The organism is Mesorhizobium sp. B2-7-2, assembly GCF_006440775.1.
Classification (GTDB): domain Bacteria; phylum Pseudomonadota; class Alphaproteobacteria; order Rhizobiales; family Rhizobiaceae; genus Mesorhizobium.
This window is the reverse complement of the sequence record NZ_VFTZ01000016.1, coordinates 84,809-103,561: the sequence shown is the minus strand read 5'-3', so window position 1 is coordinate 103,561 and position 18,753 is coordinate 84,809. Positions and strand designations below refer to the sequence as shown.

Sequence of the window (18,753 nt, the reverse complement as noted above, 5' to 3'; positions counted from 1 at the left end):
GACAATTAATCTTTTTGTCGTCGCGTGCAAGCGGTATTGCGTCAATCGACTCTGAGGGATATGGTCATACCGCAGGGGGGGCGCTTTTGGCTTTGGCGTCTAGTCCGGCATTATATATTGTTGCCCATTTAATGTTCCAGGTCATGGAAGCTCTTGGCAGCGCGCTTTACTGACAAGACTTAATACTTCGGGAGAGTGCTATGGTCAGCGTCCTTGGACGTCGATTGATGCAGGCTGCGACTTGCTTGTCATTGTTTGTTGGTTGGGACTGCGCGCTTGCTCCCGCGGTGGCCGCAGGGCAGCCGCCTGCGACACCCGCCGATTTTTGTCCTCCGTCGCCCGTACGCACCGATGCGATGGATAATCCCAGCAAGCACGCTTGGGATTTGTTCGCTACGTTGGTCCAACCTGCGGTCGCGACAGACCCTAAATCTCGCGGAGTACCAGACTGTTCGCGCCGTCCTGGAGCGCCAGGTACCACTTCTGTTTGGGAGACGTGGAAGTTAGCAGATAGCGAGGTATTCAAGGACGACGGAAGTTACCCGGCCGATTGGACCGATGCGAACGACGAAAGACATCTTTTTGGTCAGGCGCCTGGGCAGCAGCCAGGTTTTCATGAACAAGCCGCATTAAGCGCAAGGTTCAATACATCAGGAGAGGGTGTCTATATCGGAAGCGTAGGCGGTCTCGGCGAGACATATATGAACAAAGCGACGTTCGACTTCATTCGTACGAATTGTCTGTATAGTCGAGATGGATTGGCGAGGTACGCTAAGGCGGTACTTGATAAGGCGGTCGGACCGATCACTTTCCCTCCAGAGAGCATTGAAGTCAAAGCTGCTTGGGTGCAATTCACCGATGCCGAGATTGGGTCGGGCGTTCCAAACAATTTCTATTCAATAGTACTCTATGTGAAGAATGGGCAGCTCAGCTCTGGACAATCAACAGGAGCAACGAAAGTCGTCTTTGGGCTACAGACGCTTCACATCCTCACGAAAGACGTTCCAAACTGGTTCTGGGCGACCTTTCATCACAAGATATTCGCTGGAAAGCCGCTCCCCAGCCAACCTGGAAGGGAGTATCCCGACACAGCGCAAATGCCAGCCAGTCTCGCGGGAACCGTTTGGGAGAACTATAAATTGGGAGGGACGCAGGTCAATTTCGTGGACACGACCGGCTCTCCAATTGTGCTTTCAGATGCCCATATCGAGAATGGCTTTGTAAACTCCTCGTGCATTAGCTGCCATTCATACGGTGGATGGGACAAGAAAGCCGCATCACCGCGATTTTTCAACCCTCTGAACACCGGATTGTTTCAGATCGGGTTGCCTAACCAAGAACCCGTGCCAGATGGTGCTGTACTTGCCAAATCTGTTGACGGTACGCTCGTTCCGTGGCCAGGCTTCCCATCGGCCAATCTGCAGGTTACGCGTAATAATGTATTTGACGACTTCGTCCAGACCGACTTCGTGATGTCAATACCGTTCCGTGCAAAGCCAGAAACTGCAGGTCCGCCGCCCGCCTCCTGTCCATTTCAAAAATGAAAGGGGGCTGACGAGATGAGTGTCAGGCGCTGTTTGGGCGCGATGCTCCTGGCAATCGCGGCTTTAGTGATTGCATTGCCAAGTAATGGAGCAACCGATCGCCCCGAGGGTGATGGCCACGCGGCGACATTAGGTCCACTTACCTTTTCTGCCGATCAGGCTGGGGCCGGTCGGACCAAATTCCTTTCGACCTGCGTGCTTTGTCATAAGGCCGACCTCTCGGGGGGATTCGGCCCCCCCCTTAGAGGCTCTGTCTTTACACAAAAGTGGTTCCCTGGCAGCGTCAGTGCCCTGTTCAGTTTCATCAAAACTAATATGCCAAGGAACGCGCCTGGAACTTTGAGCAACGCAGAAGTGAGCGCACTGATCGCATTCATCTCAAGCGAAAATGGGAAAACGGCGGGCGACGTCGCTCTGCCAAGCGACTTGATGGCTCTCGCCGGGATAGGTTTCGATCAGCTTACATCTTCGGCCTCGCCTTGAATAACAAGTGAACAGCCGTTGGGCGCCAGGCGGAGGCACAGCGGTGGCGCTCATGGATGTATCCGTTCGCTATCTCGCTTAGGCAATCTGATTAACAATCCGCTTTCGGCGCCCGACTGCGGCCATTCGCCAACTGGCTGCGAATAGTCCAAAGTCGTCTACAGTCGAATTGTGCAAATTCGCCGGTGCTCGGTGGGCCAAACGGATGCGAAACCAAGCAGCCGCTGTCCTGTGTCGGTTTGCTTACCGCATCCGCTGGCGGAAATGGCGCCCACGCGCCATTCTGTTTGGCGCTGCGAAATCGCTACGGAAATGATGCAGTCAAAAGGATGCATGCCGCGACAGCGACTACATTGTTGTAGCCTTTTCAACAGCGTAAGAATCCGACGGTATTTGGAACGGTATTAGGAAATTTATGGCAGCAATTGGACTGCAAAACCAGTGTGTTGAAGGTCCGGTTGATCATCGAGTGGGAATGACCCGGCGTCCTTCGCGGTGTTTCGCGGTCTATCGAAAAGACGTCCTATCTCGTTGAAAATGAAATAAAAAATCTCTGCTATCTACCGCTCCCCATCGCCCCAAAGCGCGACCATTTGACGGTACGGCTGACGGTATTTGGATTTTTGTCAACGAGTCGCTTTTCAAATATCGTCAGCACCACAAGGCCAAGCAGTGCAGCGATTCGATGCGTAAAATACTGATATAAAAGGAATACAGGAAAAGATTGACGGTATTTCGCGTGACGGTAAAAATAGGGCCTTGACGAGGTGATTGGACGTCGAAAAGGCCTTTCCGATGCTGACCGATCTTGCGCTTAAGAGGCTGAAACCAAAAGAGAAATTGTACAAGCTGTCGGATCGTGACGGTATGTACGTCGTCGTTGCGCCCTCGGGGCTGATTACCTTCGGCTACGACTACCGTCTCAACGATCGCCGCGAGACGCTGACCATCGGGCGCTACGGTCCGGACGGCATCGGTCTGTCCGAAGCCAGAGACCGATGTACGGCCGCAAGGAAACGTTCGGTCTATGTCGTATCGAGCCGTGATCGTCCCCGACAATTCCGCGACCTGCGCGCGCAGGAAATATTCGGTTCCGAAAATTCCCTTTCGGCCAAAGCGGCGCAGGTCTTGCAGCCGCCCCTTCAAGCCGAAGTCGGTCACGCGCCACGCTGGAAAGCGAATCGAGCATGCCGATGGTGATCCTCTGATTGCCGGTGCGATCAAGCGTCGCCTGCATCCGTTCGGCATCGGTCTTCGCCTGATGGCGAATCGCCTTTAGGCCCGCCATACGCTCCTTCGTCACCGAATCGCCCTTGTCGACCATGCCGGATGGCGTCAAACATGCTTCTCTGCTCAGGTTTCGATCAACCTCAACGTGATAGCGCCTCCACACGATCGAGGGCGGTGCTGAAGCCTTGCAGCGAGATTGAGAACGGCGCCGCCGCGCCGCCATCAGCCGTCGCCTTGACCTTAAGTGCCGTGCCGGCGCGCAGCCCCACCAGCGTCGGCGCATCGAAGGTGACGGGGACGAGGCACCCGGCGGGCACGCAGGTATGGAAGCGCAGCGGCGGCATCGCCGGTTTGTCGTCGACCTGGAAGGTGACGCCGGAATCGAGCGCGAGCCCGAACGGCAGGATCAGCGTGCCAGAAACGGTGTTGCCGGTTGGCGCTGCCAATTCGATAGCAAGGACACGCTGGCCGTTCTGCTGCTTCTGCTGCTGTGACATGACGCAACGCTTGGCGCTGTTTGCGACCTGACAGGCCACGACCCAGTCCTTGTAGGTCTCGTTCAGCGACGACGCCCCGCCTGGAAGGCCTGATGCGGCAGCCCCGCCGGTCGACTGGCCGCCGGCCTGCGCCTGTGCGATCTGAAAGCGTTGTGGCGCGGGATCGTCGTGACTATCGGCGATCGCTGCGGCATGGCTCGGTGTCGAGATGGCGACCCCGGGCGCCATGTAGACCGCCAGGCTAGCGGCAACTGCTAGAACTGTGCCTGCGGAAATGCCGTAAACGCGAATCTTCCTGCTCATCATGCGAGCGCCTTTCGTTCGTTTGCGCGCTGCGCGTTGAGGTCGAGAAGTCCCTTGAAGCTCTGAAGCGAGGCGAGGTGCAGGGTCACGAGATCGAGCCAGCCCCTCGCATTCCAGTCCGTGACGGTCTCGGCCGGCAGCGCGCGAAACGCCTTCTCGTCCACGGCCAGGAACCCGTTCACCTGATGCCGCGAGCCGTCGGGCAGCCGGAAGTCCACATGGTATGGCGTCAGTGCCTTCGCGGCGACGAGCGCCTGCCCGAAGGCGACAGTGTTCGTGGAATCGTCATAGTATGCCTGGCAGAATGTCATCGCCGATTGCGCGGTCGCGGTCGGTCCACCCGCCTCGTCAAACAGCCGCTCGGCGTTGTGCTGGTCCGCGCTCGACCCGACGAAACGACCCGATGCGCGATCGATGCTGAGCAGTTGCCCCGCCTTGTCCGGCGTCTCGGTCCCGATGAAGGGATAGCGGCGGACATAAGCCGGAATGTAGCTGCCCGCGCGCCATGAGCCGTCGCGCTCGATGAACAGATTATGATCTCGCTTGATAGCGACGAGCGCGATTGGCGAGGCATTGTCGTCGATGGCGAAGACGATCGGATAGTGCCGCAACGCGATGGCGAATTCGCCGACGCAGAGCGGAATGGCCACGGCCTCACGCGCGAACCCGAAGCCCGCCAGTGGCGCCAGCCCGGCATCGCGATGGTCCTTGAAACGAAGAAGCACGGGGTTCTTGTAGAAAAGCGGGAGGTGCGGTGTTACCGCATTTGCTTGTGTGTTTTCGGTCATGGTCAACTCAGGTTCCAGACTGGCGCAATGCGCCGTGAGTGCTCAGCCCGTGGGATGAGGAAAGGCTTTAATCGTTCACACCGCTTCCCCTCAGAACCTGACGTTGAAGTTTGCGCGGGCCGATTGGTCAGACATTCGCGAACCGAACTGGCCGCCATAGGAGATGCCGAACGTGGCGTTCGGGGTGATGGCGTAGGAGATGCCGGCCTCGATCACGGCGGCATCTCGCGTGATCGGAACCCCGCCGATGCTGAACGCATCGCCGCCGCTGGCGAAGCGCATGGTGGAGAGCGGTGTCACGTCACCGAATGCATGACGCCAGCCGAGCATTCCGTTCGCTGTCAGCGTGGTTCCCCCGAGATCGAACGTGGTCGAGGCGCGCAGGCCGAGCGTCGTGAAGGTCGCGTCGGTGTTGGCTGCCGCGCTGGTCAGTGCCGCCGCGCCGCCCCGCTCGGTGAAGCCATCCGTGTGCAGGTTCATATAGGCGAGATTGGCGAAAGGTTCGAACCGGGCGCCGCCCGCGTTGAAGCCATAGGCGAGTTCGCCGAAGACCTGCGCCGTGGCAGCATTGTACTTGCCCTTCAGGCTGTCTCCAAAGCCAGGGAAGATGACGCTGCGATTGGTCGAGACGTCATGCCAAGTGTAAGCAGCGCCGGTGCGGAAGGCGAGGTCGCCCCAGGCCGTGCCGCCATAGAGGCCGAGATGGTAGGTGTCGCTCGTGCCCGAGGAATGACCATCCTTCACGTTGAAATCGGTGCGGCTGTAACCGGCGACCGCGCCGAAGCGCCAGGTGTCGAACACCGGCGCATCGGCGCCTACGAAGAAGCCGCCGGTCTTGCGGTTGAGCGTCGCGGCGTTGCCGTCGCCGTGGGTATGGCCCCAGGAGCCAAAACCCTGGCCCCAGACCGCCAAACGATCGGTGTTGGCCTTCACCGTCACCGGTTTGCCGTCGACATAGGTCGTGACAGTGCCCGAGGCACCGACTGCGTCGAAGGCGGCGCGGATGCGGTCGTTGACGGCGCTGCGGACGAAGCGGCTGTCCTCGATCAGCGCGGTCTTGGCGGACGCGTGGATCTCGCCCGAGAGCTGGTCGAAGGCATATTGCGCCTGCGGAGCCGAGAGGTTCAACACCGCATTGTAGAGCGGATTGCCGAAGCCGAGGCTTTCGATGCCGCCGCCGGTGGTGATCTGGTCCGCCGTGATGCCGATGGCGGCGAAGTCGACATTGTTGCGGGTCATCGTCAGAGTGACGTCGCTGGCGCCGTAGCCGAGCGTCGACGTGAGGAAGGCCAGATTGGAGCTGACGCTGTCGAACGTCCCGGTCCTGCCGCCATTGGTCGTCGTGCTGAGGATGATGTAGGTGGTGCTGGGCGCGTAATTGCCCGAGCCCGCCAGCACATTGACCGAGCCGCCATTGATCGCGATCGATCCCGTGGCGTTGATGTGACTAGCCTGACCGGCGGTGTTGACGGTGACCTGATAGATCGAGCCTGCATCGAAGGTGACGTTGCCGGCCACGCTCATCGTGCCGATGCCGCCTGCCACGCCCGGGGCGACGGTCGCGCCGCTGGCGATCGTCAGGCCGCCAACCGAACCACTACCCGTGAACAGGCCGCCCGAGACCGCGACGGCGCCGGTGATGGTGCCGTTGTTGGCCGTGGTTCCCGCGGTCTGAGTCAGGCTGCCGTTGATCGTCCCGTCATTGTTGACGACGCCCGCCGTGTTGAAATTCCCGTTCCATATTCCGCCGGCCGTATTGCTGATCGTGCCGGTATTGGAAGCGACATTGGCGTTGTAGACGCCGTTATTGGTGACGAGCCCGGCATTGTCGAGAGCGTCCGCCACGGTGCCGTTGTTCGTGATGGCGCCGCCGGCCTTGTTGAGGATGCCGGCGGGCGCCGTCAGCGAGCCGCCGGCGGCGATCGTGACGCCGCCGCTGTTGGTCAGCAGCCCCGCCAGCGTGTAGTCGCCGGTTGCAGCCACCGCAAGGGTCGCGCCGTTGGCATTGGAGAACGTGCTGTCGCCGGTCAGCGTGCCGCCGATAGTGAAGATGCCGCCGGCGTTGTTGGCGATCGCTCCATTGAGCGCGCCATTGGCGTTCACCGTGCCGGAGTTGATCACGCCATTCGAGACGTGGCCCGCCGTCTGGGTGAAGGTCGCGCCGGCATTGTTGGTCACGCCGCCCGTGACCGTGCCGGCGTTCCGGAACGTGGCGTTGTTGGTGACGTCCGAGGTGATGCCGCCGGCCGCCGTGATCGCCAGCGTGCCGCCATTGATCGTCGTCGAGCCGGTATAGGCGTTCATTGCCGAGAGCGTCAGCGTGCCGTCGCCGTTCTTGGTCAGGCTCGTGCCGTCCCAGCCGCTGGCGAAGGGACCGGCTTGGTTCGTCAGCGCCATATCGACATTGAAGGCGTCCGTGCCGTTCGCCAGCGTGAACGCGCCGTTGCCCCGCGCCGCGCCGGCGGTCCAGGTAAGGCCGAGGCCCACATTGTAGGCGAGATTGTCGGCGCTCTTGCGGCCCATCGCCGTCAGATAATCGACCGGGTTCGACGCGCCGCCGATGATGACGTTTGCGAAGTCGCCGGAAATGCCGTTCGTCGTCGCGATGACCGTGAACTGCGTGCCTGCCAGTGCGCTGGCCGTCGATGTGCTCGCCGCGAGGCCGGCGATGTTCAGGGTTCCGCCCAGCGACGCGGAGTCCGCCGTGATGATCGGCTGGTTCGCACCAAGGGTGACGTTCAGGGTCGAGCCGGCATCCTGCGTGAAGGCTCCGGTCACGGCGAGTTGCGCGGCTCCGCCGATGGCGGTGACCGCGCCGCCCTGCGTCGTGTAGGTCGTGGCGCTGAACGTGCCGGTCTGACTGAGCGCCAGCGTGCCATTGCTGACCGTGACCGCGCCCACCGAGTTGTTCGCGCCGGAGAGGGTCAGCGTGCCCGTGCCGATCTTGACCAGCGCGCCGCCGGCGCCCGCGATGACGCCGCTCACCTCGGTCGAAAACCCGTTCGAGCCGACGGTCAGCTCATTGCTGCCGAGAATATAGTCACCGGCCCCCGCGATCGACCCCGCGCTCAGCTTGTAGTCGCCGTTCGGGCCGGTGGTGCCTGAGAAATCGACCGTGCCGCCCTGATCGTTGGTGATGGCGGCGTTGCCCGCCGTGCCGCTGTCGTTGAAAGCCAGGTAGCCATTGTTGGTGATGACGGCGTTGCCCGCCGTGCTGGCGTCCCGGAAATACAGAGCGCTGTTGTTGGTGATGGTGGCGCTGCCCGCCGTGCTGGTGCCGTAGAAATACAGGCCGCCGTTGTTGGTGATCGCGGCGCTGCCCGCCGTGCTGCTGCCGTTGAAAGCTAGAGATCCATTACTGGTGTTGGTGATGGCGGCGCTGCCTGCCGTGCTGGTGCCGTAGAAATACAGGCCGCCGTTGTTGGTGATGGCGGCGCTGCCCGCCGTGCCGGTGTCGTAGAATGCCAGGTAACCATTGCTGGCGTTGGTGATGCCGGCATTGCCCGCCGTGCTGGTGTCGTAGAAAGTCAGGTAGCCGTAGTTGGTGATGTCGGCGCTGCCCGCTGTGCTGCTGTCGTAGAGGGCCATGGCGCCGTTGTTGGTGATGGCGGCGCTGCCAGCCGTGCTGTTGCCCTGGAAATACAGAGCGCCGCTGTTGGCGATGGTGGCGTTGCCCGCCGTGCTGGTGTCGAAGAATGCCAGGTGGCCATTGCTGGCATTGGTGATGCCGGCATTGCCTCCCGTGCTGGTGTTGTAAAAATACAGGCTGCCGTAGTTGGTGACGGTGGCATTGCCCGCCGTGCTGTCGTCGTTGAAAGTCAGGAGGCCGCTGTTGACGATGGCGGCGCTGCCGGCGCTGGTGCCGTTGCGGAAATTCGTCGTGCCGGCATTCGTGATGCCGGTGATGCCGCCGGTGTCGGCGTTGACCACATCGAACGTGCCGCTTGAGCCCACGGTGACGGCGCCCAGAATCGAGCCGGCTGTGGTCGAATCGCCGAGTTGCAGCGTGCCGTCCGCGATCGTGGTGCCGCCGGTGTAGGTGTTGGCCGCGGTCAGGACCAGCGTGCCGAGACCGGCCTTGGTCAGCGCGGCGCCGTTCCAGCCGGTGACGGGGTTGGCGGTCTGATCGGCGAGCACCGCCCCGACCGTGAAGCTGTCGGACGGGTTGGTCAGCGTGAACGTGCCGTGAGCCAGACTGTTGTTCGCCGTCCAGCTCAGGCCGTAGCTGGCGAGATATTGCAGATTGTTGGCCGACTTGCGGGTGGAGACCGTGAGATAATCCACCGTGCCGCTGAAGCCGCCGACGGTGACGGTATCGAAGTCGCCGCTGATGCCGGACGTCGTGTTAATCAGCACCTTGTCGAGCTGGCTCGCGTCGTCGATGCCGCTGATGTTCAACGCGACGTCGTTGCCGATCGTGACACTGTTGGCCGACAGCGCCGGACCGTTCGCGCCGGCGACGATCGACAGCGCGGTGTTGTCGCCGAAGATCACAGCCTGCGCGACGCTTACGGTCGCCGGCGTCTGGATCGCCAGCGTGCCGCCGGCCACGATGAGGTTGCCGCCGAGCGTGTTGCCGCTGCCGCCGAACTGCAACCGGCCATCGGTGACCAGGGTGTCGCCGGAATAGCTGTTGGTGCCCGTCAGGACCGTGGTGCCCAAGCCGATCTGCCGCACCGCGCCGCTGCCCGAGATGTCGCCGGCAAGCGTCAGCGTCCCGGTACGGTTGAAGGTGAGCACGCCGTCGTTGACGACGTTGCCGAGGATCGAGCCGGTGCCGCCGCCGTTGCCGATCTGGAGCGTGCCGCCCGCGATCGTGGTGCCGCCGGTATAGGTGTTGTCGCCGGTGAGGATCGTCGTGCCCCCACCGATCTGCCGGACAGCGCCACTGCCCGAGATGACGCCGGAGAAGATTGCCACATCGGAGCGGTTGAAGGCGAGCACGCCGTTGTTGACGACATCGCCGAGGATCGAGCCAGTGCCGCCGCCATTGCCGAGTTGCAGGATGCCGCCGTTGATCGTGGTGCCGCCATTATAGGTGTTGGCTCCCGACAGGGTCAGCGTGCCCGTTCCGGTCTTGACCAGCGAACCGCCGGTGCCCGAAATGACGCCGTTTACCTCGGTCGAGCGATCGTTCGAGCCGACCGTCAGCTCGTTGGCGCCGAGGATATAGCTGCCGGGCCCCGCGATCGACCCCGCGCTCAGCTTGCCGTCGCCGTTCGGGCCGGTGCTGGTCGAGAAATCGACCTCGCTGCTCGAATTGCCGTTGGTGATGGCGGCGTTTCCCGCCGTGCTGGCGTCCAAGAAATACAGGCCGTAGTTGTTGGCGATGGTGGCATTGCCGGCCGTGCTGCTGTTGTAGAAATACACGCCGGCGTTGTTGGTGATGGCGGCGTCGCCCGCCGTGCCGTTGTCGAAGAAAGACAGGACGGCGTTGGTGGTAATGACGGCGCCGCCCGCCGTGCTGCTGCCGCCGAAAGACAGGCCGTCGTTGTTGATGATGGTGGCGTTGCCGGCTGTGCTGCTGTCGACGAAAATCATGGAGCTGCTGTTGGTGATGGTCGCGTTGCCCGCCGTGCTGCTTCCGTGGAAAGACAGGTTGCCGTTGTTGGCGATGGTGGCGCTGCCACCCGTGCTGGTGTCCCAGAAATACAGGTTGCCGTTGTTGGCGATGGTGGCGCTGCCGGCCGTGCTGTCGTCGCTGAAAGACAGGTCGCCGGTGTTGGCAACGGTGGCGCTGCCTGCCGTGCTGTTGTCGTAGAAATACAGGTTGCCGTTGTTGGTGATGACGGCGCTGCCTGCGCTGGTGCCGTTGCGGAAATTCGTCGTGCCGCTGTTTGTGATGCTGGTGATGCCGTTGGTGTCGGCGTTGACGACATCGAACGTGCCGCTATAGCCCGCCACGTTCACCGCGCCCAGGATCGCGCCGGCCGTGTTCGAATCGCCGAGTTGTAACGTGCCGGCGTTGATCGTGGTGCCGCCGGTGTAGGTGTGCGCGCCCGTGAGAACCGTCGTGCCGGGACCGCCCTTGGCCAAGGACGCCGTGCCGGCCAGCGTCGTGCCGATCGTGCCGGGGCCCCAGATGTAGATGCCGCTCGAGGACTTGATCGTGCCCGCACCGGTGGCGGTGCCGCCATAGAAGTCGAAATACTGCACATCGAGCGTGCGGCCCGCGCCGACGGTCAGTGTCGCCCCGGCGGAATTGGTGAAATCGTTCACCCACGACATGTCACCGCCGATGAGCGAGACGCTGCCGCCGCTCTGATTGTTGAAATAGCTCAACCCCAGCCGGACGTCGCCGCCGATGACATTGATCTGGCCGCTGTTGTAGACGCTGCTCACGGGCGACAGTTGCGCCGTGCCGCCGGCGCCGTTGAAGTTGATGACACCGCCGGCGTTGTTGTTGATGTCGCCATTGCTCATGACGATGCCGTCGGTGCCGACATTGATGGTGGCGTCGTTGTTCAGCACGCTGCCAGTGTCGTAGAGGGTGGCGCGCGCGCCCAGATTGATTTGGCCCGCGCCGGTGTTGGAAATCGTCCCGGCGAGCATGTTGTCATCGCCGATATTGACGATGCCGCCCGCGTTGGTCAGGCTGGCGATGCCGCTGGTGTCGGCGTTGACGACATCGAACCTGCCGCCGGATCCCAGCGTGATCGCGCCCATGATCGTGCCGACGCTGCCGGCGTTGCCGAGCTGCAAGGTGCCGCCGTTGATCGCGGTGCCGCCGGTGTAGGTATTGCTTCCCGACAGGGTCAGCGTGCCGGTTCCCACCTTGACCAGCGAACCGCCCGCGCCTGAAATTTCGCCGCTCACCTCGGTCGAGAGATCGTTCGAGCCGACCGTCAGTTCGTTCGCGCCGAGGATATAGCTGCCGGGCCCCGCGATCGACCCGGCGCTTAGCTTGTGGTCGCCGTTCGGGCCGGTGCTGTACGAAAAATCGACGTTGCCGCCCGAATTGTTGGTGACGGCGGCGTTGCCCGCCGTACTGGTGTTGTAGAAATACAGATAGCCATTGCTGGCGTTGGTGATGGCGGCGTTGCCCGCCGTGCTGGCGTCCCAGAAAGTCAGGTCGTAGTTGTTGATGATGGCGGCATTGCCGGCCGTGCTGGTGTCGTAGAAATACAGACGGCTATAGCTGGCGTTGGTGATGGCGGCGTTGCCCGCCGTGCTGGCGTTGTTGAAAGACAGGTAATTGTCGTTGGTGACGGCGGCGTTGCCCGCCGTACTGGTGCCGTAGAAGAACAGGTTGCCGTTGTTGGTGATGGCGGCGCTGCCCGCCGCGCTGTTGTCGTAGAAATACAGGTTGCTGTTGTTGGTGATGACGGCGTTGCCCGCCGTGCTGGCGTTGTTGAAATCCAGAATGGAGGTGTTGGTGATGGTGGCGCCGCCGGCCGTGCTGTTGTCGTAGAAAGCTAGGTAGCCGCTGTTAGTGATGGCGGCGCTGCCGGCGCTGCTGTTGCCGTAGAAATATAGGCCGCCGTGGTTGGCAATGGCGACGCTGCCGCCGTTGGCAACGATGCCGGCGCCGTTGAAAGCGAGGACGCTGCCGTTGCTGAAATCATAATCCGGGCCGCCCGGATCGAACGTCCAGCCGCCCAGGGTGGTATTGACGGAAATCGTCAGGCTGGTAACGGACGAAGCGTCGAACGTGGCCGTGCCGTCCGGCGCGGTGCCGGAACTCCAGTTGGCGTCGTTATTGTAATTGCCGTCGGCCGGGCTGGCGAGCCAGGTCGCGTCCTGCGCCTGCGCCGGAGCCAAATAGGCGGCGACCGTCAGCGCCGTCGAAGCCAGCAATGCGGCGCGTAACAGGTCGCGTAATGACGCTGTGCGGTGCCAAGTGACGTTGCGCGATGAAGCAACGGCGCGCGCGGAAGTCGAAACTGTTCTTGAATCCATGGTTCCCCGGCCCAGAAAGAGACGCGCGGCCGCCGGATTTCGATTCATCCCCGCCCTACGTCATTCCCGTCCCTTTCTGGCACCGCACGTCGGAAACGTCCTGAATCGACCGCTGCTAGGTTCTGAATCTTTCCGTTATTTTCTGAATATGGCGCCTTCCGCCACGCTTTATAGTACCTAGACATAGTTTTGCGGCGGTTTGCCGTTTCGGAGGGGGTAAAGTGCCGCGTGTTGCGATTTTTAGATTTTGAACTGGACCGGCAACTGGCCGAACTGCGAGGGCCAGACGGAGACGTCATCAAAATTCGGCCGAGAAGCCTCGAAATGTTGACGTTTTTCGCCTTCAATGCGGGGAGGGTCCTCAGCAAGCGGGAGTTGATGGAGGCGGTCTGGCCAGGCGTCCATATCGGCGAGGACAGCCTATTCCAGTCAATCCGCGAGATTCGCACCGCGCTGGGCGACGATCAGCGACAGAGGATCAAGCTGATATCTGGCCGTGGCTACCTGTTCGCGGCCGAGGTGACGGACACGACGGATACGGACGCGCCGGAACAAGCCAGCCCGGCGATCGAGCCCGAAACACAAAGCGAGCCGAGCCCGAATCGGCACGGTTTCAGCATGCGGCGCCGCGCCGTCCTTGTGGCTATGGCGGGGCTCGGCGCGTCGGCTTTGGCGGCAGCGACATGGCTCCCCCGATTCCTCGCGGGCTCGCCCGTGACCGTCGCCGTGATGCCCATGGCGGCGGGCGACGACCCGCAGACCGCCCGGATGGCGGCGGACGTCACCCGCGATCTGACCGACGGACTCGCGAAAATCGACGCGATCCGCGTGGTGGTTCCTTCCGACGCCGCGAAGGGCGTCGATTACGTCGTCAGCAGCGAGCTGGAGAAGGCAGCAACCGCGTGGAATTTGCGCGCGCGCATGACCGAACCGGCAACCGGCGCGGTCAAATGGACAACATCGCTCTCCGTTGATCTGGCCGACGCCGATGCGCAACGTCAGCAGACCCGCCTGACCGCCGGCATGGGCCACGCGCTGGCGGTACGCATCAATGCGCTTCAGAATACTGATGAACGCCTGACCGAAGGCGTGCCGTCCGGCGCCGCCAAGGTCGCCATCGAGCAGGCGACGGCCTCGATCAACCAGACGACGCCGGAACGCTTTCGAGCCGCGCAGGCGATGCTGGAAAAAGCCCTTGCCGACGACGCCGACAATATCGATTTGCAGGTCGCGCTGGCGGCGTTTCAGCTCCGCGGCATTCAGATGGCCTGGTTTCCCGCCGACGAGCGAGAGACGGTCGAGACCAGCATCGGGGCGATCATGGCGCGCGCGTTGCGCGCGCAGCCCGACTACATCCCGGTGCTGGAAGCGCATTGCCGGTATCTGTCGACGACAAACCGGTTCGTCGAAAGTCTGGTGGCATGCGGCAAGGTGCTCGCTCGCGATCCATGGGATGGGATCGCGCTGTACCTCATCGGGCTGTCCCAGGTTTTCCTCGGCCGCTTCGACGACGCGCTCGCCACGTTCAAGCAGGCGGACAGCTTCGATACGCCCTCGGTCGCGCGCTGGACCTGGGCGATCGGGGCAGGTTTCACCTATCTGCTCATGAGTCGCGCCGAAGACGCCTTGCCCTGGCTGCAACGGTCGATCGCGATCACGTCGGCCAGCGGGCGCACGCATCTGCTGTTGGCCGCCGCCTATCAGCAATTGGGCCGCGTCGCCGAAGCCCGGGCGACGATGACCAAGGCCCTTGAGCTAAGGCCCGGCTCGACCGCGCTCAATGTGCCGGCGCCGACCAAAAACACCAGCCCGGTGTATCTCAAGGCTTCCGAACGGATCGTGAGCCTGATGGTGGCGGCCGGGTTGCCGGAGAAATAGCGCTACGCAGAAGTCGTAAGGACAACAAGTGTGGGCGAGCTGAAGTCGTCGGCCATCTCCTAGAACTAGCGTTGTCGGCCCTCGCACCTCAAACTACGCAGCCTTCTTCACCTGGATAGTATGAAGCATCTCCGGCTTTAGATGCGTGTATCGTCGTAGCACCTTCCAATCTTTGTGGCCTGTGACCAGCGCGACCTGTTGAATTGTGAACCCAGCTTCAAACAGGCGGCTCGTTCCTTAATGCCGCAAGTCATGAAAATGAAGGTCCTGGATGCCAAGGTCAGCGCATCCTCGGCGAAAGGCGGTGCCGACTGACCGATGATTGAACGGGAAAATTCGATCATCGTCATTTGGGTTCTTCGCGCAGCCAAAACGCTGTTTGTGTGGCGCGGAGATTACAATTTTCTCTGGCATAGGACCCTTCCTTTGCCGCTCCACTCATCACCCGATGCCTGCAAATCATGACCGGGCTCCGATGACACAAGTCCTCGAGTTCTCCGGCGCGCAATCTAGGAGTCAGTCCCAGCGTAGTTGATCCAGAACAGTCGCTGCTCAGCGACTGAGATCCAGTTCCGTTCCGGTTCGCAGACATTCCATATAGGCTCGATATGCGAAGCTGCGGTCGCGCTTCTTCCCTGTCGTTTCCACGAGGATATCAATCCCGGCTAGCACTTCGATTGCGCGAGTCGCGGTCGGTTTGCTTGTCTCGAGGAGTTTCATCGCCGATGCGACGGTCACGATCGGATGACGCGGAAGTCGCTCGAATAATCGGAGAGCGGAAACGGATGCTGATTCCACACCGAGCAGCCGCGTGCGATCCGTACTGACGAGGTTGAACAATTCGCGGGCCGAGACGACGGCTTCATCGGCGATCGTTGCCACGCCATCGAGAAAGAAGTCGATCCAGCCCTCCCAGTCGCCTTCCAGCCGCACGACATTGAGGCGCCGGTAGTACTCTTCGCGGTGACGCTTGAAGAAGAGGCTGATATAGAGGAGCGGCGCCTTCAATAATCCCCAGTGCTCCAGTAGGAGGGCGATCATCAGCCGTCCGATTCGTCCATTGCCATCGAGATAGGGGTGAATGGTTTCGAACTGCGCATGCAGGAGGCCCGCGCGCACGAGTTTTGGCAGCCGGTCGTCGGCATGGATGTACTTCTCGAAGGAACTGAGAAGTTGCGAGAGTTTCTCGGAGGGCGGGGGAATATAGACCGCGTTCCCGGGCCGGCTTCCGCCAATCCAGTTCTGGCTGCGGCGTATTTCTCCAGGTTGCTTGCTACCGCCGCGCACGCCACGCATCAATCGCTTATGGGCTTCATTCAAAAGCCGTAGCGAGAGCGGCAGACCACGTTTCGACGCGAGCTGACCACGCGCGTAGGCAAGCGCATCGAGGTAGTTTGTAACCTCCTCGACATCGGCGTTGGGTTGGGGCTGATCCTCGGCTTCAAAGGCGAGAAGGTCGACGAGCGATGCTTGCGTGCCCTCGATCTGCGACGAGATCACCGCCTCCTTGCGTACGAAGGCGTATATGAACCAGTCGAGCGAAGGCACCATCTCGCCCGCCAGATCGAGCCGGACAAGCGCCTGCTCGGCCTGCCCAAGGCGATGTTCAAGCTTTGCGTCGATGGCGAGCGCCGGCCGCGCAGGCGGCAGATCGAAGGGAACGAAGGCATCGATCTTTTCGCCGCCTGCGGTCACGTTTGCGTATCGGCCTGTTGTGCGCTTCGGCATGTCTTGGGAGCTCGCCCCAGGGATGACGTCGTTTCAACGTCCGCATGCAAGGAACGCTCACGTTCCCTACCAGCCCACTAGGAACTCACTCTTTACTAGCGGAAGCCGTTAGTCAAGAAATCGTTCTTAGAGTTTGCGTGGATAGCACGAAAAGAGATTGGGCGATCCCAGAGGCCACTCGATAGAGTTCCATCGCTGCGCTCGGTCGCTCTCCAGCAACGGGAACCGGTGACTCCTAGCGACCGGCGCATTCCCGCCTGCACTCCGGGTCCGAAGTCGCAGTCGAGGAACATTCTTCTTCCCGCGCTATTCGGGAGAAGTTTCCCGGGACAACGACATGTCGATACTGGGCTGGATTCTCGGCCGCCGCCTGGCAAATCAGGAACAGTCGCAACGCAAGATCGGCGTGTTCGAGGGCGTGCCGGCAATGGGCCTCGATGGGCTGGGTTCGTCGGCCTATGGGCCGGAAGCGGCGCTCACGATCCTGATCCCGCTCGGCGCGGCGGGTCTCGGCCATATCGGTCCGATCATGGGCGCCATAGTCGGTTTGCTCGCGGTCCTTTATCTTTCTTACCGCCAGACCATCGCCGCTTACCCCAGCAATGGGGGCGCTTATATCGTCTCGCGCGAAAATCTTGGCCGCAACGCCAGCCTGCTCGCCGCCGCCGCGCTGATGGTCGACTACGTGCTCAATGTCGCCGTAGGCATCTCTGCCGGCGTCGGCGCGCTGGTGTCGGCGCTGCCTTCGCTGCATGCCTACACGCTTTGGATCTGCCTCGGGATCCTGCTTTTGGTGACCGTCGTCAACCTGCGCGGCACGCTCGATGCCGGGCGGTTGTTTGCCTTGCCAACCTATCTGTTCGTTGCGAGCTTCCTGGCGATCCTGGCGATCGGCGTCTCGAAGACGCTTACCTCCGGCGGTCAGCCGGTGCCGGCAATTCCACCGCCGCCCCTGCAGCAGCCGTCCGAAACGGTAAGCCTGCTCCTCTTGATGCACGCCTTTGCCAGCGGCTGCACGGCGATGACCGGCGTAGAGGCGGTCAGCAACGGCATGACCGCATTCAAGGATCCACCCGTCAGGCACGGCCGGCGCACGCTGGCGGCGATCTGTCTGATCCTTGGACTGCTGCTCGGCGGCATCGCCTTCCTGTCGGCACGCTACGGTATCGGTGCGATGGATCAGGAGAAGGACGGCTATCAGAGCGTGCTGTCGCAACTTGCGCATGCCGTGGTTGGCGACGGGGTCTTCTACTATGTCGCCATCGGTAGCCTGCTTTGCGTGCTGGCGCTTTCGGCCAATACAAGTTTCGTCGATTTCCCCCGTCTTTGCCGCATGGTGGCGGAAGACGGGTATCTTCCCAAGCCTTTCGCCATGGTTGGCCGCCGGCTCGTTTTCTCGATCGGCATCCTTTACCTCGCCTCGTCGGCGGGACTGCTGCTGGCCGTGTTCGGCGGCATCACCGACCATCTGATTCCGCTTTTCGCCATCGGCGCCTTTCTGACGTTCACGCTGTCGCAAACCGGGATGGTGATGCACTGGGTAAGGGCGCTTCGCACAACCAAGGACACGAACCGGACGGGCAACCGGATGCATCTGGCGATCAACGCGTTCGGCGGGATAGTCACCGCGCTGGCGCTCATCGTGATTGTCGTCGCCAAATTCAGGGAAGGCGCCTGGATCACGGTGATCGTCATCCCGGTTGTGATCCTCCTGCTGCGGTTGGTGAGGCGCTATTACGACCAGCTCGAGGCAAGTCTGCGCGAGCCCGGGAAAGTCGATTTGAGCAGCACCGAGCCCCCTGTCGTTCTTGTCGTGACCCAGCAATGGAACAGGATGGCGGACAAGGCGCTCAGCTTTGCCTTTCACCTGTCCGGAGATGTCATCGCCGTCCATGTGGCGCGGCTGTCGGGTGAAGAGAGCGACGAAGAGCGCGCAATTCGAGGAAGGTGGTCGCAAGATGTGGAAGCGCCGGCGAGGGCGGCCGGCCTGCGCCCGCCACGCCTGCTTCTCCTCAATGCCGACTACCGGCTGATGTACGAGCCGTTATTGAAGGAGATCAAGGCGCTGCGCGGCGAGTTCGATGGCCGCACCATTGCAGTGCTGCTCCCAGAGGTCGTGCCGCCCAATTGGTGGCAATATATGCTGCATACGCAGCGCGCTCGCCGACTGCACGCCAAACTGCTCGAGTTCGGCGGATCGGACATCGTGATCATTTCCATGCCTTGGTATATCGAGGAACCGAAGATCGAGGCGGCCCGTTGAATGTTGCCGCTCCGTTCGATCACGCCACCTCGCCAAAAGTTTGGCCGAGCGATGGAAAACAGGAACGTTCCTATTTCTCAAACATTCTCCCTAGTCTGCACCGCGTAATTTCTACTTGCTGGGGCCGGAACATTGTCATC

Annotated in this window: 8 protein-coding genes and 1 pseudogene; 4 read left to right on the top strand and 5 right to left on the bottom strand. The window is 61.8% G+C overall.

Translation table 11 applies throughout. The features are described 5' to 3' along the window. Positions 1-200: 200 nt before the first annotated feature. Both FJ425_RS21295 and FJ425_RS21285 read left to right on the top strand, forming a co-directional pair. The gene (locus FJ425_RS21295; protein ID WP_140696752.1) at positions 201-1,544 is read left to right on the top strand and encodes a hypothetical protein; all 1,344 of its coding nucleotides are present in this window, start codon (positions 201-203) and stop codon (positions 1,542-1,544) included. A 1,278-nt stretch (positions 1,545-2,822) separates the two neighbouring features. Continuing rightward, positions 2,823-3,044 (top strand): annotated as a pseudogene (locus FJ425_RS21285) (Arm DNA-binding domain-containing protein); the annotation flags it as partial. A gap of 353 nt (positions 3,045-3,397) precedes the next feature. On the opposite strand, the gene FJ425_RS21280 reads toward FJ425_RS21285, so the two are convergent. From FJ425_RS21280 to FJ425_RS21270, 3 genes are all read right to left on the bottom strand, one after another. Then, positions 3,398-4,060 carry an invasion associated locus B family protein gene (locus FJ425_RS21280; RefSeq protein ID WP_246677974.1) on the bottom strand — a complete coding sequence of 221 codons (663 nt, stop codon included), beginning with the start codon at positions 4,058-4,060 and terminating at the stop codon, positions 3,398-3,400. Further along, on the bottom strand, positions 4,057-4,782 hold the full coding sequence (locus tag FJ425_RS21275; protein WP_181176001.1) for a SapC family protein: 726 nt from the start codon (positions 4,780-4,782) through the stop codon (positions 4,057-4,059). The genes FJ425_RS21280 and FJ425_RS21275 overlap by 4 nt, the downstream gene beginning before the upstream one ends. A gap of 153 nt (positions 4,783-4,935) precedes the next feature. Continuing rightward, positions 4,936-12,744, bottom strand: coding sequence for an autotransporter-associated beta strand repeat-containing protein (locus FJ425_RS21270; RefSeq protein ID WP_181175999.1), 7,809 nt, complete (start codon positions 12,742-12,744; stop codon positions 4,936-4,938). 228 nt (positions 12,745-12,972) lie between these two features. Here FJ425_RS21270 and FJ425_RS21265 point away from each other — a divergent pair, with 228 nt between their 5' ends. Beyond that, positions 12,973-14,622, top strand: coding sequence for a winged helix-turn-helix domain-containing protein (locus FJ425_RS21265; protein ID WP_140725896.1), 1,650 nt, complete (start codon positions 12,973-12,975; stop codon positions 14,620-14,622). A gap of 137 nt (positions 14,623-14,759) precedes the next feature. Here FJ425_RS21265 and FJ425_RS21260 read toward each other — a convergent pair whose 3' ends face one another. Both FJ425_RS21260 and FJ425_RS21255 read right to left on the bottom strand, forming a co-directional pair. Beyond that, entirely contained in the window at positions 14,760-14,972 is a 213-nt protein-coding gene (locus FJ425_RS21260; RefSeq protein WP_181175998.1) for a hypothetical protein, read from the bottom strand. Positions 14,973-15,174: 202 nt separating this feature from the next. Then, on the bottom strand, positions 15,175-16,350 hold the full coding sequence (locus FJ425_RS21255; protein ID WP_140725893.1) for a Fic family protein: 1,176 nt from the start codon (positions 16,348-16,350) through the stop codon (positions 15,175-15,177). 337 nt (positions 16,351-16,687) lie between these two features. On the opposite strand from FJ425_RS21255, the gene FJ425_RS21250 reads away from it, so the two are divergent. Continuing rightward, on the top strand, positions 16,688-18,613 hold the full coding sequence (locus tag FJ425_RS21250) for an APC family permease (protein ID WP_140725890.1): 1,926 nt from the start codon (positions 16,688-16,690) through the stop codon (positions 18,611-18,613). The last annotated feature ends 140 nt before the right edge of the window (positions 18,614-18,753 follow it).